The sequence below is a fragment of the Gluconobacter frateurii genome (genome assembly GCF_002723955.1).
Taxonomy (GTDB): Bacteria; Pseudomonadota; Alphaproteobacteria; order Acetobacterales; family Acetobacteraceae; genus Gluconobacter; species Gluconobacter frateurii.
The window spans coordinates 69,123-90,865 of sequence record NZ_BEWN01000002.1 but is presented as its reverse complement, the minus strand read 5'-3'; the positions used below and the strand labels follow the sequence as shown (position 1 = coordinate 90,865).

General features: G+C 58.3%; 24 protein-coding genes and 2 riboswitches. Of the genes, 14 read left to right on the top strand and 10 right to left on the bottom strand.

Translation table 11 applies throughout. From position 1 onward, the window contains the following. Positions 1-1,485 (top strand): catalase, encoded by a 1,485-nt coding sequence (locus tag GFR01_RS05860; RefSeq protein ID WP_099181689.1) that lies wholly within the window; start codon positions 1-3, stop codon positions 1,483-1,485. A 25-nt stretch (positions 1,486-1,510) separates the two neighbouring features. Here the strand turns inward: GFR01_RS05860 and GFR01_RS05855 are convergent, their stop codons facing one another. The 4 genes from GFR01_RS05855 to mutY form a co-directional block, all read right to left on the bottom strand. Continuing rightward, a complete protein-coding gene (locus GFR01_RS05855) occupies positions 1,511-1,960 on the bottom strand; it encodes a DMT family transporter (RefSeq protein WP_099181688.1) in 450 nt (149 codons plus the stop codon). Continuing rightward, on the bottom strand, positions 1,960-3,135 hold the full coding sequence (locus GFR01_RS05850; RefSeq protein WP_099181687.1) for a Gfo/Idh/MocA family protein: 1,176 nt from the start codon (positions 3,133-3,135) through the stop codon (positions 1,960-1,962). The genes GFR01_RS05855 and GFR01_RS05850 overlap by 1 nt, the downstream gene beginning before the upstream one ends. A 109-nt stretch (positions 3,136-3,244) precedes the next feature. Then, positions 3,245-3,862 carry a hypothetical protein gene (locus tag GFR01_RS05845; protein WP_099181686.1) on the bottom strand — a complete coding sequence of 206 codons (618 nt, stop codon included), beginning with the start codon at positions 3,860-3,862 and terminating at the stop codon, positions 3,245-3,247. After that, the gene (gene mutY / locus GFR01_RS05840) at positions 3,859-4,920 is read right to left on the bottom strand and encodes an A/G-specific adenine glycosylase (protein ID WP_099181685.1); all 1,062 of its coding nucleotides are present in this window, start codon (positions 4,918-4,920) and stop codon (positions 3,859-3,861) included. The genes GFR01_RS05845 and mutY overlap by 4 nt, the downstream gene beginning before the upstream one ends. Positions 4,921-4,930: 10 nt before the next feature. On the opposite strand from mutY, the gene GFR01_RS05835 reads away from it, so the two are divergent. Together GFR01_RS05835 and GFR01_RS15700 are read left to right on the top strand one after the other, a co-directional pair. Continuing rightward, on the top strand, positions 4,931-5,458 hold the full coding sequence (locus GFR01_RS05835) for a DUF721 domain-containing protein (RefSeq protein WP_099181684.1): 528 nt from the start codon (positions 4,931-4,933) through the stop codon (positions 5,456-5,458). A gap of 113 nt (positions 5,459-5,571) precedes the next feature. Next, positions 5,572-6,210, top strand: coding sequence for a hypothetical protein (locus GFR01_RS15700; protein ID WP_167384220.1), 639 nt, complete (start codon positions 5,572-5,574; stop codon positions 6,208-6,210). Positions 6,211-6,240: 30 nt separating this feature from the next. On the opposite strand, the gene serB is transcribed toward GFR01_RS15700, so the two are convergent. Then, entirely contained in the window at positions 6,241-7,134 is an 894-nt protein-coding gene (gene serB, locus GFR01_RS05825) for a phosphoserine phosphatase SerB (RefSeq protein WP_099181683.1), read from the bottom strand. A 42-nt stretch (positions 7,135-7,176) separates the two neighbouring features. Here serB and miaA point away from each other — a divergent pair, with 42 nt between their 5' ends. The 6 genes from miaA (at position 7,177) to speE (ending at position 13,464) form a co-directional block, all read left to right on the top strand. Then, the gene (gene miaA, locus GFR01_RS05820) at positions 7,177-8,184 is read left to right on the top strand and encodes a tRNA (adenosine(37)-N6)-dimethylallyltransferase MiaA (RefSeq protein WP_099181682.1); all 1,008 of its coding nucleotides are present in this window, start codon (positions 7,177-7,179) and stop codon (positions 8,182-8,184) included. A gap of 9 nt (positions 8,185-8,193) precedes the next feature. Further along, complete coding sequence (gene ilvB / locus GFR01_RS05815) at positions 8,194-9,990, top strand: biosynthetic-type acetolactate synthase large subunit (RefSeq protein ID WP_099181681.1); 1,797 nt, start codon at positions 8,194-8,196, stop codon at positions 9,988-9,990. Next, complete coding sequence (gene ilvN, locus GFR01_RS05810; RefSeq protein WP_099181680.1) at positions 9,990-10,517, top strand: acetolactate synthase small subunit; 528 nt, start codon at positions 9,990-9,992, stop codon at positions 10,515-10,517. Before ilvB ends, ilvN begins: the two co-directional genes overlap by 1 nt. After that, positions 10,517-11,536, top strand: a complete 1,020-nt coding sequence (ilvC, locus tag GFR01_RS05805; RefSeq protein ID WP_007283006.1) for a ketol-acid reductoisomerase — start codon at positions 10,517-10,519, stop codon at positions 11,534-11,536. Before ilvN ends, ilvC begins: the two co-directional genes overlap by 1 nt. Before the next feature lie 502 nt (positions 11,537-12,038). Next, on the top strand, positions 12,039-12,518 hold the full coding sequence (gene speD, locus GFR01_RS05800) for an adenosylmethionine decarboxylase (RefSeq protein ID WP_010504462.1): 480 nt from the start codon (positions 12,039-12,041) through the stop codon (positions 12,516-12,518). A gap of 73 nt (positions 12,519-12,591) precedes the next feature. Beyond that, the gene (speE, locus tag GFR01_RS05795) at positions 12,592-13,464 is read left to right on the top strand and encodes a polyamine aminopropyltransferase (protein WP_023944404.1); all 873 of its coding nucleotides are present in this window, start codon (positions 12,592-12,594) and stop codon (positions 13,462-13,464) included. A gap of 38 nt (positions 13,465-13,502) precedes the next feature. On the opposite strand, the gene GFR01_RS05790 is transcribed toward speE, so the two are convergent. The 3 genes from GFR01_RS05790 to GFR01_RS05780 form a co-directional block, all read right to left on the bottom strand. Further along, a complete protein-coding gene (locus GFR01_RS05790; RefSeq protein ID WP_063904837.1) occupies positions 13,503-13,940 on the bottom strand; it encodes a MarR family winged helix-turn-helix transcriptional regulator in 438 nt (145 codons plus the stop codon). A 133-nt stretch (positions 13,941-14,073) separates the two neighbouring features. After that, complete coding sequence (locus GFR01_RS05785) at positions 14,074-14,346, bottom strand: putative hemolysin (RefSeq protein ID WP_099181679.1); 273 nt, start codon at positions 14,344-14,346, stop codon at positions 14,074-14,076. Position 14,347: 1 nt separating this feature from the next. Beyond that, positions 14,348-14,650, bottom strand: coding sequence for a putative quinol monooxygenase (locus GFR01_RS05780; RefSeq protein WP_099181678.1), 303 nt, complete (start codon positions 14,648-14,650; stop codon positions 14,348-14,350). Between the two features lie 95 nt (positions 14,651-14,745). Then, positions 14,746-14,836: riboswitch (glycine riboswitch) on the top strand. Continuing rightward, a riboswitch (glycine riboswitch) is annotated at positions 14,837-14,913 on the top strand. A 61-nt stretch (positions 14,914-14,974) separates the two neighbouring features. On the opposite strand from GFR01_RS05780, the gene gcvT reads away from it, so the two are divergent. The 3 genes from gcvT (at position 14,975) to gcvP (ending at position 19,399) form a co-directional block, all read left to right on the top strand. Further along, positions 14,975-16,108: a glycine cleavage system aminomethyltransferase GcvT gene (gcvT, locus tag GFR01_RS05775; RefSeq protein WP_099181677.1), complete on the top strand. Its 1,134-nt coding sequence runs from the start codon at positions 14,975-14,977 to the stop codon at positions 16,106-16,108. A 17-nt stretch (positions 16,109-16,125) separates the two neighbouring features. Further along, entirely contained in the window at positions 16,126-16,485 is a 360-nt protein-coding gene (gene gcvH / locus GFR01_RS05770) for a glycine cleavage system protein GcvH (RefSeq protein ID WP_099181676.1), read from the top strand. A 76-nt stretch (positions 16,486-16,561) separates the two neighbouring features. Beyond that, positions 16,562-19,399, top strand: a complete 2,838-nt coding sequence (gcvP, locus tag GFR01_RS05765) for an aminomethyl-transferring glycine dehydrogenase (protein ID WP_167384219.1) — start codon at positions 16,562-16,564, stop codon at positions 19,397-19,399. A 66-nt stretch (positions 19,400-19,465) separates the two neighbouring features. Here the strand turns inward: gcvP and GFR01_RS05760 are convergent, their stop codons facing one another. Next, positions 19,466-19,936, bottom strand: coding sequence for a YbaK/EbsC family protein (locus tag GFR01_RS05760; RefSeq protein WP_099181674.1), 471 nt, complete (start codon positions 19,934-19,936; stop codon positions 19,466-19,468). Positions 19,937-20,083: 147 nt separating this feature from the next. Between GFR01_RS05760 and GFR01_RS05755 the strand changes: the two genes are divergently transcribed. Then, positions 20,084-20,398, top strand: a complete 315-nt coding sequence (locus GFR01_RS05755) for a putative quinol monooxygenase (protein WP_240284985.1) — start codon at positions 20,084-20,086, stop codon at positions 20,396-20,398. A gap of 98 nt (positions 20,399-20,496) precedes the next feature. After that, on the top strand, positions 20,497-20,709 hold the full coding sequence (locus GFR01_RS05750; RefSeq protein WP_099181673.1) for a heavy-metal-associated domain-containing protein: 213 nt from the start codon (positions 20,497-20,499) through the stop codon (positions 20,707-20,709). Between the two features lie 17 nt (positions 20,710-20,726). On the opposite strand, the gene GFR01_RS05745 is transcribed toward GFR01_RS05750, so the two are convergent. Further along, positions 20,727-21,719 (bottom strand): MBL fold metallo-hydrolase, encoded by a 993-nt coding sequence (locus GFR01_RS05745; protein WP_099181672.1) that lies wholly within the window; start codon positions 21,717-21,719, stop codon positions 20,727-20,729. Between the last annotated feature and the right edge of the window lie 24 nt (positions 21,720-21,743).

Sequence of the window (21,743 nt, the reverse complement as noted above, 5' to 3'; positions counted from 1 at the left end):
ATGGCCGACCGGACCATCATTCGCACCACCGCAGGCGCCCCTTGGGTCAGTAATCAGGATAGCAAGACGGCTGGTCCGCGTGGGCCGTTGCTGCTGGAAAATTATCAGCTGCTTGAAAAGCTGGCGCATCAGAACCGGGAGCGTATTCCTGAGCGGACTGTGCACGCCAAGGGTTCGGGCGCGTTCGGAACGTTCATGGTCACGCACGATATTTCCCGTTTCAGCAGGGCGTCCATTTTTTCTGAGATCGGCAAGACGACGGACATGCTGGCGCGTTTTTCCACTGTCGCGGGTGAGCGCGGTGCGGCGGATGCCGAGCGGGATGTTCGGGGTTTTGCCCTGAAATTCTATACCGATGAGGGAAACTGGGATCTGGTTGGGAACAACACGCCCGTTTTCTTTGTCCGTGATCCGATGAAATTCCCTGACTTCATTCATACCCAGAAGAGGCATCCGCGTACGAACCGCCGGTCAGCGACAGCGATGTGGGATTTCTGGTCTCTGAGTCCGGAAAGTCTGCATCAGGTAGCGATCCTGTTTTCCGATCGTGGGTTGCCGCAGGGCTACAGGTTCATGAATGGGTATGGCAGTCACACGTTTTCGCTCTGGAATGCGCAGGGTGAGCGTTTCTGGGTGAAGTTCCACTTCAAAACCCAGCAGGGGCACCGTTTCTGGACGAATGATGAAGCGAACGCTGTCATCGGGCAGGATCGTGAAAGTGCGCAGGCTGATCTTTACGAGGCCATTGAGGGTGGCGATTTTCCGAAATGGACGGTGTTCATTCAGGTGATGGAAGAGGCTAAGGCGGAGCGTGTTAGCTTCAATCCGTTCGATGTGACGAAGGTTTGGCCTCATGCGGATTATCCTTTGCAGGAGGTGGGCGTTATGGAACTGAACCGGAATGCCGTGAATTATTTTGCAGAGATTGAGCAGGCGTCTTTTTCACCATCCAATATCGTGCCGGGCATTGGCTTCTCCCCTGACAGGCTCTTGCAGGGACGTCTGTTCGCCTATGCGGATGCGCATCGTTACCGGGTGGGCACGCATTATGAATCGCTGCCTGTTAATCGTCCGCAGATTGCCGTGAAAAACTATCACATGGATGGTCCCATGCGATTTGATGCTCCTGACCCGGGGGACGGCGGATATTATGAGCCGAATTCGTTTGGTGGGCCGGTTGAAGATACGGCTGCCATGGAGCCGCCTCTGCGGATCAATGGGGATGCGGGGTACTATGAGCACCGCCATGATGGCGATGATTTTGCACAGCCCCGGGCGTTGTTCCGTATGTTTGATTCCGGTCAGCGGGAGCGGTTCTTCGATAATATCGCGGGGGCCATGACGGGCGTTCCGGCAGAGATCATGGAGCGGCAGTTTGCTCTGTTCCGGCAGGCAGATCCTGAATGGGAAGCTGGTGTGCGGCAGGCTGTTACGCGGATCATGAGGGGGCCGTCTTCTTCTGCGCCGACGACGCAGGAGACGTGAGGCGGGGGTGTCTGGGTCAGCTTACTTAGAACAGGCTGACCAAACAGATCCCTCCGATTGCCATGGCTGCACCGATGAGTCGGGGGACTGAGGCTGCGTGTGGTTCCAGTCCGAGCAGTCCGAAATGATCCAGGATGACAGAGAGGACAACGGCGCAACTGGCGACCGTTACAGTGAACATTGCTGAACCGATTTCCCGTGCGGCCAGAGAGCCGGCGAGGACAAAGGCGAAATTGAAGAGACCACCAGCCCAGGCCCACCATGGAACGTGTGAGATACGCTCCATGAAAGGGTCGGAAGACTGGCCAATCCCGAGGAATGGCAGGGCGCATATCAGGGCCGCCAGCGCCACACCATAGACGGTCAGAACTGTCAGTCCCGGGCCGAGGGACTTGTTCAGTCCGGCATTGGCGGCTGACTGGAGAGGGTTGCCAAGTCCAGCCACGATCGCAAGCAGGAAGAACAGGATTTTCATCACTCTGTCGCCAGGTGGATCATTCTGCCTGTTCTTGCGGAGTCATAGAGGGCTTCCATAAGTTTCTGGTCACGCAGTCCTTCTTCGCCAGGGGTACGGGGGGTCAGATCGTTCAGGATGCAGTGTGCGAAATGGTCGATTTCCAGAGCAAACTGGTTTTCGGCTGGAAGGCGCCATTCGTTGACTGTCTTATGGTTTCCCTGTCGTTGACCGATCCGCAGGCGATGTCCGGTATATGAAAAGGCGTTCTCCAAGGTGATCCAGCCCTTTTCGAGCTGAATGCGGAGGTCCTTGGTTTCATAGGCGCCGTAGCTGGTCGCACAGTTGGCAATTACGCCTGATGGGAAGCGGAGCATGAACGAGAAGGTTTCGTCCAGGTCCTTGTAGCGTGGATCGTTGGGCGGGCTGATCATCTGGGCGAAAAGGCTTTCCGGCTCTTCTCCCAGGACGGCGCGGGTGCCGTTCAGGCAATATAATCCGATGTCCGGCAATGCGCCTCCACCGGCGAGTTCCAGTTTGAGACGCCATTGGTCTGCACTGCCTTGGACCTGTGTGTTTATGGCTTCCACGAGTTTTGGGCGGCCTAGTTCTCCGCTCTGGACAAGGTGGCGGACGGCCTGATTGAAGGGCTCGTAATGGCAGCGATAGGCGATCATGAGTTTTACGCCGGCCTTCTGGCAGGCGGCGATCATGCGCTGGGCCTCTGCGCTGGATTTGGCCATGGGTTTTTCACATAGGATGTGCTTGCCGGCTGCTGCGAGTGTTTCGACCTGTTCTGCGTGCAGGGCGTTGGGCGTGACGACGTACACGGCCTGAATATCTGGTCGGTCGGCGAGGCGCTGGATGTCGTCGTAGGTGAAAAGGGCGTCTTCCCCAATGCCATAGCCTTGGGCTGTCAAGCGCGCTTTTTTCAGGCGGCCTGAGATCAGGGCGACAGGTTTTGCGAGGTGGCAGCTTGAGAAAGCGGGCAGGATTTCCCCGAGTGTTAGTCGGCCGAGGCCCATGACGGCGAAACCTACCCGTTCTGAAGGGGGGAGAGCCTGCGGGGGCTGGTTTTCCGGGACATCGGCGTCCCCACGCCAGTTTCCAAAGCTGATCTGACCGTTTTTGACGGTTCCCGTATCCAGAATGGAGGGGGTGAGATTGGTAACGCCGGGTGGGGTATCGTGAGACATTGCGACTGCTTTCCCTCAGAGATTTCAGGGAAAACAACGCAGTCTCAGGCGATAGGGGTTCGGTTTTTGAATTATCTCACGCAAATCGTGACATCTGCGTCGTATCTTGTCAGCCAGGGCGTTGAATGCGGACAGTCATGGGGGACTTTTCGTTTTCTTCATGGAATGTGAGGTCAGCTGTCTGGCCTGCGGGAATTCGGCCGAGGTGTTCAATAGCTTGCAGGTTTCTTTTGAGGGATAGGCGTTTGCCATTTACTTCTCCCACAAAGCCGGAATTCAACTGAAGCGGCGAGAGTGGTTGGTCGTTTTGAGTGTCAATCAGTGTGGCTTTGTCCGGAACCATCAGGGTTGACAGGCCCCGCATGAAGTCCTGTTGCATGATCAGGAGCTGTTCCCATTCGCCCAAATTGGTTGAATTGGTCAGAATTCCTCCACGACCGGGGGCACTGATCAGGTAGGTGTTGTATTTTTTGGTGACGAGACAGACAAATCCCTGAGGAGTTTCCTGCATTTCGAGTTCGGGCAGCAGGCGTGGCATGGAGACTCTCTTTTCCAGCGTCACCTCGCAAGGAAATGTCAGTGGGAAAGCAACCAGTGCGGACAGGCCTGGATAAATACCGGGCTGGAAGGGGGCGGGTGAGAAATCGTCCCGGATCGGATCATGGCTGAGAACCCGGCCGTGCCAGTCCATGAACCACACGCGGGTCAGGGAAGGGGTTTCGCTCATCGTGTCTCCAAATCAGCAACTGCAAGGGCCAGACATTTCTTCATGACGCCTGGCAGGGCGGCGCGCTCCGTGGATCTGAACGTGCCGAAGGACGGATCGATCCCCGCATTATGACCTGCAGGAAGGGTCGCGGTGTAAATCATGAGCCGAAGTGTGAAATGGGTAAAGACATGCGTGACCTCTCCGCATGCTTTCCAGGGGCCGAGGAATGGAGCGGATGCGATCGCTTCCTTCTCGGTCCATGGAGTGCTTTGCCATGCCGTGCCGGGGAATTCATCCATGCCGCCGAGCAGCCCTTTTTCAGGCCGTTTTCTCATCAGGATGTGACCTGTTTCATCCTGAAGGACGAAATGGGCGCCATAACGGGTGGGTCGGGCCTGTTTAGGGGCTTTGCGAGGAAGGGTAGAGGCAATTCCCTTGGCGTGACCCTGACAGGCCGCTCGCCAGGGGCAGGTGAGGCAGGACGGGTTGCGGGGCGTACAGATCGTTGCACCGAGATCGAACAGGGCCTGGGCGAAGTCTGAGGGGCGTTTCTGTGCTGCTTTCGGATGATTGAGTAGCGCAGCCTGTCGGGCCAGGAGGGGGCGTGATGCAGGCAGGGAGTCTTCGATGGCGAACAGACGGGACGTGACGCGCTCGACATTGCCATCGACCGGCACGACAGGAACACCGAATGCGATCGAGGCGATAGCGCGGGCTGTGTAGGCGCCGATTCCCGGGAGTTTTAGAAGTTCTTCCACGGTATCGGGGAACTGACCGAGGTCTGCGACACGTTTTGCGCAGGCATGCAGATTTCTGGCGCGGGCGTAATAGCCGAGACCAGCCCAAAGGTGCAGGACGTCCTCTTGCGGGGCGGCGGCAAGATCCTGCACGGTGGGGTAATGCGTGAGAAAGCGTTCGTAATACGCTATGACAGCTTTCACGGTTGTCTGTTGCAGCATGATCTCGCTTAGCCAGACGGCGTACGGATCCGGGCGATGGCCGGGGAGGCTGCGCCATGGGAGGGTGCGGCGATGAGTATCGTACCAGCGAAGCAGGTCGGAAGCGTTAGGAGTCACGGAGAGGGATATGAAGAAGGATCAAGGTCCGGACAAGAACCTTCGTGGTCGGGCGGGTGGAATTGACCCTCAGCAGGGGCAGAAACCGGCATGGACCCCCAAGCGAGGGGGTGCCAGGCAGATTGGGGCGCTGGTTCCGGGAATTACCAAGCCGGCTTTCAGGAAGAAGTCGCCGCTTCTGGTGCGGCTTTCCATGGACTGGGAAGATTTTATCGGCCCACGACTGTCAAAGGTGACAGAGCCGCGCCGTATGTCGGCAGGAACACTGACATTGGCCTGTTCAGGACCTGTCGCCATGGAGCTTCAGCATCTGGCGCCTCAGATTATTGAACGAATCAATACGGCCTGTGGCCTGCGAGGAGAATATCTGATTCTCCGTCTGAAAATCGTGCAGGATATGACGGCATTTGAACGGCCTCGCCCAGCTTGGCCCAGACCTGTTCAGATTGATGTTCCGGAAATTGAAGACGATGAACTTCGGGACGCGTTGCAACGTCTGGGGGGGCATATTGGTGCGCGACGCGGTCGCCGTCGGTGACGGAAATGTTTCACGTGAAACGACTTGTTTCATGCCCTGAAACGGCCCTTTTCAGAGAACACGCTGTTACCGATATTAAAAACCGAACACGGCTCTTTCCAAGGAGACAGGCCATGAACATCACGAAGAAGTCCGCCGGAGCGCTGTTGATGGCTGCCTTGGTCGGAGCCTCGCCGCTTACGGCTCTTGCCCAGCATGGTGGCGGACCGGGTGGCGGTGGAGGCCATGGCGGTGGACCTGGCGGCGGTGGCGGTGGCTTCCGTGGTGGGCCTGGTGGTGGATTCGGTGGTGGTGGTTTTCGTGGTGGCCCGGGCGGCGGCGGTGGCGGCTTTCGAGGCGGACCCGGCGGTTACGGTGGGTATCGTGGCGGCTATGGCGGCGGCCCTGGTTGGGGTTTTCGTCCAGGGTATGGCAACTGGGGCGGTGGCTGGGGTGGCCCACGCTTCATTGGTTGGGGTAGCCCCGGCTGGGGTGGCTGGAACGGCTGGGGTGGTCCCGGCTGGTACGGTTATGGCTGGGGTGTGCCCGGTTGGGGCGGCGGCTGGGGCTGGGGCGGTTGGGGCCTTGGCGCAGCAGCACTCGGCGTGGCGGCGGGTATGGCGATCGGAACTGCGAGCAGCGGGTGCTATTATCCTCAGGGATGTGCCCCTGCTGGTGGATATGCTGTGCCGCAGGGATACTACGGTGCCCCGGGTTATAATGGCTATGGTGGCTATAATGGAGGCGTCCCGCCTTATACCTGGGGGTATTAAGGCGGGTGCCTGACGGGCAGCGTTAAAGGTTCAGTCGGTGACGAAATCGGCTGCCTTGTAGCCCTGAGCAAACAGGTGGGCACGCAGATTGGCGAAATTGATCTGCGTGCCGATGATCTTTTTCACGTTTGGCTTGGCGTGGAAGGCGAGGCCTAGGCCCGCATTGGCCAGCATCGGGATGTCGTTTGCACCGTCGCCTGTTGTTAGCGCGGCCTTGAGTTGAACGCCGCGTTCGGCAGTCAGGTCTTCAAGATGGCTCAGTTTGGCGTCTGGGCCCAGAACCGGGGCATCGAGACGCCCGGTCATTTTCCCATCCACGATTTCAAGGCTGTTGCCGTAGTTCTCGTCAAAGCCGCAGAGTTCAGCCACCTTCTGGGTGAACCACGTAAATCCGCCTGAGACGAGTGCCGTGCGTGCATTGTGCTTGCGCATGGTGCAGACGAGTTCTCTGGCGCCTTCCGTCAGGGTGACGGTTTTCCAGACTTCTTCAAGAACAGATGCCGGATGGCCGGCGAGCAGGGCGACGCGCTGTTCGATGGAGGTTTCGAAGTCGATCTCCCCATTCATGGAGGCGCGGGTAATGGCCGCGACCTGTTGCCCGATGCCGAGCAGGGCTGCCATTTCATCCAGCGTTTCCCCTGTGACGATGGTGCTGTCCATGTCTGCAACCAGAACGGCCTTGCGGCGGCCCCGGGTTTTCAGCAGCAGGGCGTCCGTCTGGTAAGGGGCAAGGGTAGCGCGGATTGTTGCGGCGCTTGGCGAGCCCGGGCCGGGTGTGGGGCATGGAATATCGACAGCTTCCCCGTCCGACAGGACGATGGGGGCCTTGCCTTTGACCAGCGACCGGGCGACGTCGATGGCTTCTGGTTTGAGGGAGCCGGCCTTGCGGTCAGCAATGAGGGTCAGAACGGAAGGAAGGGACATAAGCTCTCGTAACGGTCCAGCGCGTGTGGCAGGAACAGGGGGATGAACGCCCCGAAGACAGCACTCATTGTGGCTGGCCCGACGTGCTCCGGCAAGTCGGCTCTGGCTCTGGACCTTGCCCGGACTCTCCGGGGGACGGTGATCAACGCTGATTCCATGCAGGTTTATCGTGATCTGCACATCCTCACGGCCCGGCCGGATGCGGCTGACGAAGCGGCTGCTCCGCACCGGCTTTACGGTGTGCTGGATGCGGCAACGCCGGGCAGTGTGGCCTGGTGGCGGTCTCAGGCTCTTGCGGAAATGGAGGCTGCGTGGGCGGAAGGACGTTTGCCGATCCTTTGTGGCGGTACGGGGATGTATCTTCGGGCGTTGACGGATGGGCTGGTGGAAGTGCCCGATCCCGGCGACGAGGCGCGGCAGGAAGCGCGGGCGCTGGCGGAAGAGATTGGCCCGGCGGCATTGCACGCCCGGCTTGCCGAGGTGGACCCGAAAACCGCTGAGACACTTCGGCCGAATGACACACAGCGGATTTCGAGGGCCTGGGAGGTCTGGCGCGGGACGGGGCGCGGGCTGGTGTGGTGGCGGGCCCAACCGGGATTGCCGCCTGCGCCATGCCGGTTTGTATCTGTTCTTCTGGATCCGCCGCGGGATGTGTTGCGGCAATCGCTGAATATGCGCTTCGAGCAGATGCTTGAGGCTGGCGCTCTGGAAGAAGTGCGTCGTCTTGTGGCGAGGGGATTGGATTCTGTTCTGCCTGCCATGCGTGCGCATGGGGTTCCAGAACTTGCGGCTGTTCTGCAGGGTGAGATGACGCTTGAAGCTGCCCAGCAGGCGGCTGTTTTGGCCATTGGGCGATATACCCGCCGTCAGGCGACCTGGTTTCGGCATCATCCGCTGGGTCTGGAGGTAGATGCGATGATTTCGTTTCGTAGATATGCCCCTTTCGCGCAAGAATCGAAAACTGAATACGAAAAAATAGAGAATTTTATATCTGGACGAGTTGACGACACACCCCAACCTGTCCTAAATCCCGCGCCTCATACCCCTTAGGAGGATACGGTGACGGCTGCTGCTGAAAGAGACGCAACAACAGGCAACGAAGCGCTGAATGGCGCGGAGGTGCTTCTGCGCGTTCTCGATGAACAGGGCGTAGAGGTAGTCTTTGGCTATCCGGGGGGCGCTGTCCTTCCAATCTACGATGCGCTTTTCAAGCAGGACCGTATCCGCCACATTCTTGTCCGTCATGAGCAGGCTGCCGTTCATGCGGCTGAGGCCTATGCGCGTTCGACGGGCAAAGTTGGCGTTGTTCTGGTGACGTCCGGCCCGGGTGCGACCAATGCCGTGACCGGCCTTGTCGATGCGCTGATGGATTCGATCCCGCTGGTCTGTCTGACCGGTCAGGTGCCGACGAAGCTGATCGGCAATGATGCGTTCCAGGAAGCGGACACGACGGGCATTACCCGCCCGGCCACGAAGCACAACTATCTGGTACGGACGCCGGGTGCTCTAGCCCAAACGGTGCGTGAAGCTTTCGAAGTGGCGCGTTCCGGTCGTCCGGGGCCTGTGCTGGTTGATCTGCCCAAGGACATCACGGTTGGCCAGGCTCCGCTGACGGCGCCGGCGCTGTCGCGGCTGAAGCGTTTCCGCCGTCAGGGTGGGCCGGATGCCGAGGCGATTGCCCGCACGGTCGAGGCCATGAAGACAGCCAAGCGTCCGCTGTTCTACACGGGCGGTGGCATCATCAATTCCGGTCCGGAAGCCTCCGAGCTGCTGCGTCGTCTGGCGCGCAAGACAGGTTTCCCGGTTACGTCTACGCTGATGGGACTGGGGGCGTTTCCGTCTCCTGATCCGCAGTTCCTGGGTATGCTGGGCATGCACGGGTCTGTTGAAGCGAACATGGCCACGCATGGCTGTGATCTGCTGATCGCTCTGGGTGCGCGTTTCGATGACCGCGTGACGGGGCGTGTGGATGCGTTTTCGCCGAACTCGTTCAAGGTTCATGCGGATATTGATCCGAGCCAGATTGGCAAGATCATTCGTGTGGATGTGCGTCTGGAAGGGGATGTTCGCGATACGCTGCAGGCGCTGCTGGATGCATGGGACGATACGCCGGCACCTGATCTGAGCACGTGGTGGAACCAGATTGCGTCCTGGCGCAGCGTGGATGGCTTTGGCTTCACGCAGGATATGACGCCGTCTGCCGTTATCCGTCCGCAGCATGCCATTCGTCGTTTGTATGAAATGGCGATGGAGACGGGGCGTGACACGTTTGTGTCCACTGAGGTGGGGCAGCATCAGATGTGGGCGGCCCAGCACTTCCAGTTTGCCAAGCCGAACCGCTGGCTGACGTCGGGTGGTCTGGGCACCATGGGCTATGGTCTGCCGGCTGCTGTGGGCGCGCAGGTTGCGCATCCGGATGCGCTGGTGATTGATATTGCGGGTGAAGCCTCGACCCTGATGAACATTCAGGAACTGGGGACGATCGCGCAGTATCGTCTGCCGGTGAAGATCTTCATCCTGAACAACCAGTATATGGGCATGGTGCGCCAGTGGCAGGAACTGCTGCATGGTTCACGCTATTCCCAGTCTTACAGCGAGGCGTTGCCAGACTTCGTAAAGCTGGCGGAAGCGTTCCAGGCGACCGGGATGCGCGCGACCTGCGTGGGTGAACTGGATGATGTCATCCGCCGCATGCTGGAGCATGACGGCCCTGTCATCGCGGATATCTGCGTGGCGGAAAATGAAAACTGCTACCCGATGATTCCGTCGGGGGCGGCCCATAACCAGATGCTGCTTGGCCCGGATCAGGATTCCGCGGCCGCAGGTCTGACCGAAGAAGGGATGATGTTGGTCTGATGACGGAGACAATCCAGAATTCGGTCATCTCGGTTCTGATTGAGAACGAGAGTGGCGCGCTGGCCCGTGTGGTGGGCCTGTTTTCCGGCCGTGGCTACAATATTGAGAGCCTGACGGTGGCGCTGGTGGATGCCGAGCATAGCCTGTCACGCATTACGGTTCTGACGTCGGGGACGCCGCAGGTTATTGAGCAGATCAAGGCGCAGCTGAAGCGTCTGATTCCTGTTCATGCCGTCTGTGATCTGACGGAAGAAGGCCCGTATGTGGGCCGTGAGCTGGCTCTGGTGAAGGTTGTGTCCCGCGGTGAGAGCCGCACGGAAGGTCTGCGGATTGCGGATTCCTTCCGGGCCCGCCCGGTTGATACGACGGCCACCAGTTTTGTGTTCGAGCTGACGGGGTCTCCCTCCAAGATCGACGCTTTTATCGAGTTGATGCGCCCCCTTGGCCTGGCTGAGGTTTCGCGCACGGGGATTGCGGCCATTGGTCGTGGCCCTTCTGTCTTTCACGTTAACGAGGAACATGTCTGATGCGGGTGTATTACGATCGCGATGCCGATCTGAATCTGATCAAGAGCAAGAAAGTCGCGATCATTGGCTACGGCAGCCAGGGTCACGCTCATGCCAACAACCTGCGTGACAGCGGCCTGACGGACATTGTCATCGGCCTGCGTCCGACGTCCTCTGCCGTCAAGAAGGCAGAAGAGGCTGGTTTCAAGGTCATGTCCCCGGAAGACGCTGCTGCGTGGGCCGATGTGGTCATGGTTCTGACGCCGGATGAAGGCCAGGGCGCCCTGTACAAGGAAAGCCTTGAGAAGAACCTGAAGCAGGGTGCAGCTCTTGCCTTCGCGCACGGCCTGTCCATCCACTTCCGTATCATTGAAGCCCGTCCGGATCTGGACGTGTTCCTGATCGCACCGAAGGGCCCGGGCCATACGGTTCGTTCCGAATACCAGCGTGGCGGTGGCGTTCCGTCTCTCGTTGCTGTGGCTCAGAATGCTTCTGGCAAGGCTCTGGACATCGCTTTGTCCTACGCTTCCGCAAACGGTGGCGGCCGTGCAGGTATCATTGAGACGACTTTCAAGGAAGAAGTCGAAACCGATCTGTTCGGTGAGCAGGCTGTTCTGTGTGGCGGTGTCGTTGACCTGATCCGCGCTGGTTTCGAGACGCTGGTTGAAGGTGGCTATGCCCCGGAAATGGCTTACTTCGAGTGCCTGCACGAAATGAAGCTGATCGTGGATCTGATCTACGAGGGTGGCATTTCCAACATGAACTACTCCATCTCCAACACTGCGGAGTATGGTGAGTACGTGACGGGTCCGCGCATCATCACGCCGGAAACGAAGGCTGAGATGAAGCGCGTTCTGACGGACATTCAGGATGGTACGTTTGTTCGTAACTTCATCCTCGAGAACCAGTCCGGCGGTGTTGGCTTCAAGGCTATCCGCGCTCGCAATGACGCTCACCAGATCGAGAAGACCGGTGAGAAGCTGCGTGCGATGATGCCGTGGATTGCCAAGGGCAAGCTGGTCGACAAGGCCAAGAACTGATCTTTAAGGATCGGGGCTCCTCAGCGGTTTTCTGCTGAGGGCAGGAAAAACACGCGTTTCGGGGCTGGAGTATTTCCGGCTTTGGGACGCGTGTTTTTTTGTGCCTTTTGGGGGCGGCAGAGAGGGTGAAGCCTGAGTATTTTTCGGTGAACATTATGCCGCGGGACAGTACGAATCGTTTTTTCTGGTGGAAAATCGACTGTTCTGTGAACTGTTGGCCTCAAAGGCGCTGATGTGTTGGCGCATCCCAAGACGAAACCTGTTTTCAGGGGTATCTGTCGGGTTTTTTATGCTACTATCCCAGTTGTGAGGTGCGTCAGAGACTTTGTGGGAGCATTGTCTGGAAGCGCGAACGAGAACCTGTTTCTTCCCGGAATATGACATATTAACGAATCAGGGCAGAAAACCCTTGCATCCGCAGGGAGGGGGCTCTAACACCGCGCTTCTTGGCCCAAGGGGGCGATTTCGCCCAACAGGCTGTCTACTGGTTTGGGGGTACGTGATGAACGCACTTGCTCAACTGGGGATGGTATCGGAACTCCCGAGAGATATCCAGAACAGCGATGCTCACTCTGTTGAAGAGGAGCGCAAGGACTACTTTATTGAACGGGATGGCGAACGCTATGCCGGCAATCACCTGCTGATCGATTTCTGGGATGCCCGGAATCTTGATGATCCGGCACGCATTGATGAGACGCTGTGCGAGTCAGCGATTGCCGCTGGTGCGACGATCCTGCACAGCCATTTCCATCACTTCACGCCGAATGGTGGCGTGTCTGGTGTGATCGTGCTTGCTGAGAGCCACATCTCGATCCACACGTGGCCAGAGCGGAATTACGCTGCGGTTGACGTCTTTATGTGTGGCGCATGTGACCCGAATCTGTCGATTCCGGTTATGCAGCGTCTGTTCCAGGCTGGCCGCATCGAAGTTGATGCCGTGCGCCGTGGACGCGTCCAGGACAGGAACGCAAGCGCGTCCTGATCCTCAGGCAGGGACCGGTCCTGTGAGGCCGGTCCTGTTCTGCATTGAAATCCCGACAAGGAAATTGAAGACCATGGCTGAAACATGGATCAATGAGACCCTGTACCCGGACTGGGGACAGCGTTTTCTGGTCACGCGTGAGCTTGCACGCGTTAAATCTGACTTCCAGGATGTGGTGGTCTTTGAGAGCTCCAGCCATGGTCGTGTGCTGGTTCTGGATGGTGTCATCCAGATCACGGAACGCGATGAGTTCGTTTATCAGGAAATGCTGACGCATGTGCCGGTCCTGGCGCATCCATGTGCCAAGCGCGTTCTGATCATTGGTGCTGGGGACGGTGGCGTTCTGCGTCGGGTTCTTGAGCACAAGACTGTTGAAAAAGCCGTCATGGTGGAAATCGACGGTGCGGTGATCGAGCTTTCCAAACAGCATCTGCCGAACATTGCAGGGGATGCCTGGAATGATCCGCGGGCGGAAGTGATTGTTGGCGATGGCATTGATTATGTTGCCAAGGCTGCTGACGGATCTTTTGACGTCATCATCGTTGATAGCACGGACCCGATTGGCGTGGGTGAAGTCCTGTTTACAGATGAATTCTACAGCAACTGTGCACGTATCCTGTCGGATGAAGGTCTGATCGTGAACCAGTGCGGTGTGCCGTTTATGCAGGCTGATGAACTGTATGAGACGAGCCTCCGTCGTGCGAAATTCTTCCCGCATGTCTCGGCTTATGTTGCGGCTGTTCCGACCTATGTTGGCGGCTTCATGACGCTGGGTATGGCGTCCAAGGGCCAGTCACCGAACACGCAGACGCTGGAGCAGATCCGTGCGCGTGCAGAGGCAGCCAATATTCTTGGAACGACGCGTTACTGGACGCCGGAAATCCACGTCGGGTCTTTTAATCTGCCGCCGTATATTGCCGAGCACCTTCCGAAGACGGACAAGTAAGGTGTTCTTCCCCTCACTTTCTTTAAGGTAAGGGGAATTTAAATACAGCGTTCGAGACTGCTGCTCATCCGTTCCAAAAGCGTTATGAGAATGTCTCTCTCAAGTGGGGTGAAGCCTTTAAACGCTTCCTCACTTGCTTCTTCCATAATCGGAATGATTTTCTGGCTTTTGGTCAGTCCGTCTGGTGTCAGGCGGATCAGGCTGATGCGTTTGTCATTGGGGTCGGGTTCACGCTCGATGAGGCCATCACGCTCCATGCGTGCCAGCAGGGTGGCCATGCCAGGCTGTTCGATCCCTGCGAACTCGGCCAGATATTTCTGATTGAGAACTTCTCCTTTTCCTAAAGCGAGAAAGACCGGGATCTGGCCTGCGCGCATTCCAGCGGGTTTCAGCTTCTGTTCCATCAGGCGCGTAAAAAGGCGCCCTGTTGTGGTGGCGAGGAAGCCAATGGAGAGACACGGAGCCTGATTCCGCATGGGAAAACTGCCTTAGGTGGATAGTGTGGATAGAATACATAACATGTTATGTATTTAGTCTGAAGGAATCAATGAAAAGAAGGAAAGCCGTTTTCCCGCCGTCATTGGAGGGAAGGAAAACGGTTGGCAGCGATTATGGTTTCGTGGGCTGCACTGTGCTCTGGCAGCGGTGATCACGGTAGAGCGCCCACTCTTCGCAGGTCTGTCCGGAAGGGAGGTGGCACATTCCGCTTTGACCGGCTGGCCCAGTCACGATTTCAAGCGTTCCGCCCTGTTTGATGCAGCTTACGCTGGCGGGATTGGGCAGGCCAATCCCGGCGTGCGCCGGTTTGGTCGGGCTGGATGATGCGCAGGCTGCAACCAGGAGAAGGGTGCATCCGAGGGCGCTGTTTTTCAGGGTGCGCATGTTACGGGGCCGTTCTTGTGAAGAATCGGACGCTTTTTTCGACTGCGCCCAGGGTTTTTGTTGTTTCAGCGAATTTTGCGAAATGGGGTGTCTTGAGATGCGCGTCGAATGCTGCCTGATCCGTGTAGCGTTCGACCAGTACGATGGTGTTGGGGTCTTCGTTGGATGTAATGACGTCGAAGGCGAGGCAGCCGGGTTCGTCTGCGTTGGAGCGTTCGCTGTCATAGGCGCAGTTTTCCAGAAAAAGAGAGCGGTTCTCCGGCTTGATGGAGAATTCTGCGATGATGGTGAGTTCGCTAGCCATTATGGCTCCTTTCAAAGTCTAAAAATGTCCAGGAATCGTAACGCAGAACAGATCGTAACGATTGCGAAGAATTCGGGAAACTGGCAGGATCGGACCCGACCAATACGGGAGAGACCGGCCTTCAGGGCTGGCGCCGAAGGAGCAACCGCCCCGGAAACTCTCAGGCCAAAGGACCGAGTTGGTCGGTAAATTCTGGAGAGAGGTGCGCCTGACGTACCCGCCGACGGGATAGCGATCTCAGGCGAAAGGACAGAAGGGGCGGCGTTATCCGGAAACTCCGGGCGCGTCTGCACCTTCACGTTCTGACCGGGCCGGACCTACCCCATGACCGACTCTCTCCAGCGTACTCCTCTTCATGCTCTCAATCTGGAACTTGGCGCCAAAATGGTGCCATTCGCGGGTTATGAGATGCCGCTTCAGTATCCGGTCGGGCTGATGGCCGAGCATCTGCACACGCGTAGCAAGGCTGGGCTTTTTGACGTCTCCCATATGGGGCAAATCCGGATTGCTGCCAGAAATGGTGATGTCCGGGACGCTGCGCTCGCACTCGAAAGCCTGATTCCGGCTGACTATGCGGGGCTGGCGAAGGGGCGGCAGCGTTACGGATTTCTGACGAATGACGCTGCAGGCATTCTGGATGATCTGATGGTCGCCAATATGGGTGATGATCTGTTCGTCGTGGTGAATGCGTCCTGCAAGGAGCAGGATGCGGCGTTGATTGAAGCCGCTCTTTCCGACCGTTGTGTTGTGACGCGGCAGTTTGATCTCGCGTTGATGGCGTTGCAGGGGCCGCAGGCTCAGGAGGCTATCGCACCTCTTTGTCCGGCAGCGGCAGAGATGCGGTTCATGGATGTGATTGAGACGGAGCTTGCTGGTGTTTCGGTGACGCTGTCGCGTTCGGGTTACACCGGGGAAGATGGTTACGAAATTGGCTGCGCAGCCGCGGATGCAGAGACTGTTGCGCGGGCGTTGCTGGCTCAGCCACAGGTTCTTCCCATCGGGCTTGGAGCCCGGGATTCGCTTCGTCTGGAAGCGGGGCTTTGCCTGTATGGCAATGACATCGACACGACGACCACGCCGATTGAAGCCTCTTTGGCCTGGGCTATTCAGAAAGCCCGGCGCGAGGGTGGTTCCCGGGAAGGCGGGTATCCGGGTGCAGAGATCGTTCTGCGTCAGGTCCGTGAGGGTGTCAGCCGCAAGCGTGTTGGCCTGATGGCGGAGGGGCGTGCGCCTGTTCGTGCGGGGGCGAAGCTTTTTGCGGATGCGGAAGGCCAGAAAGAGATCGGTCTGGTGACGTCAGGGGCGTTTGGCCCGACGGTCCAGGCGCCTGTGGCGATGGGATATGTCGCAACAGACTATGCAGACAATGACACGGTGCTGTTTGCCGAACTGCGTGGAAAATTCGTTCCGGTTCATGTTCGGGCGATGCCGTTTGTGGCGCCCGGTTTCAAGCGTTAAGCCAAGGAAAAGCAGCGATGACGACTTACTATACCAAATCGCATGAATGGATCCGTCTGGACGGGGAAGAAGCAATTGTGGGCATCACGGCTCATGCTTCTGAAGAGCTGGGCGAACTGGTGTTCGTGGAAGCCAAGGATGAAGGCACGGACGTGGCGGCTGGCGATGCTGCTGCGGTTGTGGAGTCCGTCAAGGCGGCGTCTGACATCTATGCTCCGGTCGCGGGTGTGTTGTCTGGCTTCAACACGAAGCTGTCTGATGAACCGACGCTGGTTGGTAATGACCCGGAAGGTGAGGGCTGGATCTTCAAGATGAAGGTTTCCAACCCGAATGACGTGACGTCTCTTCTGACGGCAGAGCAGTACAAGAGCCTCTGACATTCTGTGATGGGTCTGGCTTTTGCCGGGCCCATTTTTCTTTCCCTGCCCATCAAGACTTCCAGAGAACGATACCGTGACGATCCTGTGGCCTGAACAGACCGAAGACTTCAGCTCCCGCCATATTGGCCCACGCTCCTCTGAAATTGCGGAGATGTTGCAGACGATCGGGGCGTCCAGCCTTGAAGATCTGATTGACCGGACGGTTCCGAAAGCCATTCTTGATCGTGGCGATCACGGGATTGGCGCGGCGCTGACGGAACAGCAGGCTCTGGCGCGTTTGCGGGAGATTGCGTCCCGGAACCGTGTTCTGACGTCCATGATCGGGCAGGGATATTATGACACGGTTCTGCCGCCCGTCATTCAGCGCAATATTCTGGAAAACCCGGCCTGGTACACGGCGTACACGCCGTATCAGCCGGAAATCAGCCAGGGACGCCTTGAGGCGCTGCTGAACTTCCAGACGCTTGTGGCGGATCTGACGGGGCTCGATATCGCCAATGCGTCCCTGCTGGATGAGGGCACGGCTTGTGCGGAGGCGATGGCGTTGGCCAAGCGTGTCTGCAAGTCCAAGTCCGACCGGTTCTTCGTAGATGCTGATACGCATCCGCAGACGCTGGCTGTTCTGAAGACGCGGGCCGAGCCGCTGGGCTGGGAGATTGTGGTGGGTGATCCGGCGACGGATCTGGATGCGGCGTCCGTGTTTGGTGCGCTGCTGTCCTATCCGGGGTCGTCCGGGGCTGTGCGTGACCCGCGTGGTGTGATTGAGGCTGTTCATGCGCAGGGCGGTATTGTTGCTGTGACCTGTGATCCGCTGGCTCTTGTGATGCTGGAAAGTCCGGGGGCTCTGGGCGCGGACATCGCCATCGGGTCCATGCAGCGTTATGGCGTGCCGATGGGCGGTGGTGGCCCGCATGCCGGGTTCATAGCGACGAAGGATGCTTACAAGCGGCATATGCCGGGTCGTCTGGTCGGTGTTTCGCGTGATAGTGCCGGGCGCCCGGCGTATCGACTGGCGTTGCAGACCCGTGAGCAGCATATCCGCCGTGAGAAGGCGACGTCCAACATCTGCACGGCGCAGGTTCTGCTGGCCATCATTGCGTCCATGTATGCGGTGTATCATGGGCCGGAGGGGCTTAAGGCGATTGCGGGTCGCACGCATCGTCTGGCGGCTATTCTGGCTGCAGGGCTGAAGGCTCTGGGTGTGACGGTAGAGACGGAAACGTTCTTCGACACGTTGACAGTTCAGGCTGGTTCCGACGCGCAAGGCATCCTTGCTAAGGCTCTGGATGCCGGGATCAATCTGCGTGATGCGGGCGAAGGACGGATTGGTCTGTCCTGTGATGAGACGACGACGCCAGAGACCATCCGGGCGCTGTGGCAGTGTTTTGGGGCAGATGAGGCGCGTGTTGCAGTTCTGGAGCGCGAGCTTTCTGTTGAAGAAGGTCTGCCTCAGGTGCTGTCCCGTCAGGCGGCTTTGCTGACGCATCCGGTGTTCCATGTTCATCGTTCGGAGACGGATCTGCTGCGGTATATGCGGTCTCTGTCTGACAAGGATCTGGCGCTGGATCGGACGATGATTCCGCTGGGCTCCTGCACGATGAAGCTCAATGCGACGGCGGAAATGATTCCCATTACCTGGCCGGAGTTCGGGCGGATTCATCCGTTTGCGCCGAAGGATCAGCAGGCTGGGTATGCGGAACTGTTTGCGTATCTGGAGCGGACGCTGTGTGCGATTTCTGGCTACGATGCTGTGTCGCTTCAGCCAAATTCTGGCGCGCAGGGTGAGTTTGCGGGCCTTCTGGCGATCCGTGGGTATCATCAGGCGCGTGGAGATATGGATCGGGATGTTTGCCTGATCCCGGCTTCCGCGCATGGGACAAACCCGGCGTCTGCCCACATGGTGGGGATGCGTGTTGTTGTTGTGGCCTGTGACAGCAATGGCAACGTTGATGTTGAGGATCTGAAGGCGAAGATCGCGCAGCATGACGGGCGTGTGGCGGCCATCATGATTACCTATCCGTCCACGCATGGTGTGTTTGAGGAACGGATTGTCGAGATCTGTGATCTTGTTCATGCGGCTGGTGGGCAGGTTTATCTGGACGGTGCGAACCTGAATGCGCAGGTTGGTCTGGCACGACCGGGCCTGTACGGGGCTGATGTTTCGCATTTCAATCTGCACAAGACGTTCTGCATTCCGCATGGCGGTGGTGGGCCGGGTATGGGGCCGATTGGTGTGGGCAGCCATCTGGCGCCGTATCTGCCGGGTGAGAACGGGATTGCTGTCTCTGCTGCGCCATATGGTTCAGCGTCCATTCTGCCGATTTCTGCAGCGTACATCATGATGATGGGCGATGAGGGACTGCGCCGTGCAACGGAAGTGGCCATTCTGAATGCGAACTACATCGCGACGCGTCTGGAAGCGCATTACCCGGTGCTGTATCGGGGCAGCAATGGCTTTACGGCGCATGAGTGCATTGTTGATCTGCGGCCGATCAAGGATGCGGTTGGTGTGACGGTGGACGATATTGCCAAGCGTCTGATTGACCATGGGTTCCATGCGCCGACGGTCAGTTTCCCCGTAGGGGGGACGTTCATGATCGAGCCAACAGAGTCTGAGGGGAAGGTTGAACTGGATCGGTTCTGCGATGCGATGATCGCCATTCGGAAGGAGATTTCCGAAGTGGAGGCGGGTGCGGTTGCCATCGAAAGCAGCCCGCTGCGTTTTGCGCCGCATACGACGGCGGATCTGGCAGGTGCGTGGGATCGGTCTTACAGCCGTGAGACCGGATGTTTCCCTGGGGGTGTTTCCACGTCCAAGTACTGGTCTCCGGTAGGGCGTCTGGATAATGCCTGGGGCGATCGGAATCTGGTCTGCTCTTGCCCGGATATTTCCACCTATGCAGACGCGTAAGCTGGTCTGGTTTTGATGCAAAAGGCGCCCTAGAGGGGCGCCTTTTTTGTTGGATGAAGGCTAGAATCAGATACTGACTCTGACCCATGTGGCGGACGTCAGTTCTGCCAGGCGTTGCGGCGTGAGGACCACGGAAGCATTGGTAGCTCCGCCAGCGGGGATGATCTGTTCGAAAGCGCGCAGGGAGTCATCGCAGTACACAGGGAGAGGCTCGGGGAGCCCGAACGGGCAGACGCCGCCCGGTGGGTGGCTTGTCAGGGCCAGAACCTCTTCACCGTTGAGGAAGCGGGGACGACCGCCGAGCGCTTCTTTCGTCAGGCGGTTGTCCAGGCGTTTTGTGCCTGCCATCACGACGAGAACGGTTCTGGCGTTCGGGCCTGATCCGACCTTGACGCCGAGGGTTTTGGCGATCTGGTCCGGTTCGACGCCATGTGTGGCGGCGGCCTCTTCGACGGTCGCTGTGGAGCTGCTTGTCACGATGACGGAGAGATCTGGGGCGCGAGTGGCGAGATCTGCTTTGACGCTTTCAAGGCTCATGAGTGCTGGTTCCGGCGACTGGGAAAGGATGTTTCATGTGAAACATGGGCGAGACTTCTGAAAACCGATCTTTTAGAAACGGGTTTTGGTAGGGTCATGGATCGAATGTTTCATGGCGGTGCCGCTTTCCGTTTCCTGAAGGATTTTATGATGAGCCATTCTGCCTGTGTTGTCGCTATCCTGACTGTTTCTGCTGACAGGGCGCGCGACCTGGAGCTGGAACTGGTGCGCTGTACGGTGGCGTCCCGCAAGGAAGCAGGCTGCCAGCGTTATGTGATCAGTCGGGACATGGAGACGGCAGGGCGGTTTACGGCGGAGGAACGCTGGGCATCTACGGAGGCTTTCGAGCAGCATCTTGAAACGCCGCATTTCCGGGCTCTGGCGGGGCTTCTGGATCGACTGGATGCTACGGTGCAGCTGATGCGCGTGGAGCCTCTGGATGAAATCAGCGATGGGGTCTGAAAGCAGTTTCAATTCCGCAGTTTCAATTCCAATGGGAATGTGTCTCTTCTGGGGTGCCGCTGTTGGAGCGACGGAACAGGGATAAAGGAGAGACACCCATGACTGCATCTGTGACGTTCAAGGTTGAGGGCATGTCCTGCACGGGGTGCTCAGGCAAGCTTCAGAAGGCGCTTGAGGCTGTGCCGGGTGTGTCGGCAGCGGAAGTCACGCTGGAGCCGGCTCAGGCTGTCATTCAGTATGACGAGGCAAAGGTTTCGCCTTCCGCACTGAAGGACACCGTTGAAGATGTTGGTTTTGACGTTGTTGGCTGATTGAAGCTGCCTGGCCATCAGAGCCTGAGGTGCAGGCTCTGACGTGCCATGATGAAATGGACGCCCGTCGTGTTTGTGGCGTTCAATTCTCCGAAAATATGGCCCACTGGGTCATCCTGATGTTTAAGCGTTGGTTTGACGTGCGTGATGATGACGGGAAGGCCTTGCAGGCTGGTTCCCGCGATCGTTTGCAAATCCTCCAGTTCTTCCTGGACCCAGTGTGGTGTCAGATGGCCGTAGAGGCGGCTGGTGGGCTGGCTGTTGTCATAGGAGCATTCCATCAGGATGGCATGCAGGCGTTTCTGCTGAACCAGTGGTGCGATTGCCTGCCAGAGGTGATGAAGATTGTCCGAGTGCTGGGGGGTATCTGGGCCTGTATCGCCTAGATAGAGCAGCGCGTCTGATCCGCTGGTCAGCAGGAAAGCGGTTGATTCCACGCCGCCATGGTTGAGGGGATAAGCCTGAACCTGAAGCGGGGTCTGCGGCAGGGAAACGGCTTTTCCGGGTTCAAGGTCCTGGTAATGATACAGGCCGAGGCGGGGTGTGGGGCCGCGATCGCCCATATTGGGCCAGATCTGCCAGTTGAAGACGTGCTCGGCCAGAACTGCGTTGACGGAAGGAAGCGCCAGAATGGGTTTGGGGGCGTCATCTGGCGAGACAGCCACGAGGCCAGCGATATGATCCAGATGGGCATGACTGACGAGGTAGGCGGTGATCCTGTCGTGAAGGATTTCGCCTTCCGGGGACAAGGTCTTTGATGTCAGGGCGCGTTTATCAAAAGCGCCGGCTTTGGTGGCTTTCTTCAGGCCGTGCAGTATGGTTCCTGCATCGCAGAGGACACCTTTGTCTGACGTGGTTGGGCGGATGAAATAGGCGCTCAGGTTTCCGTCTTCCAGGCCACCCTCTGCGCCAAGAACTACGATGTCAAAGTCCACTGCCCTGCTACATGCCGGAGCGAGAAAGAACGGAAGCGCTATCAGGAGCTTTTGCAGGCAGGTTACGAAGCGCATGGTGATCGTCTTTCCCGTCTGGGG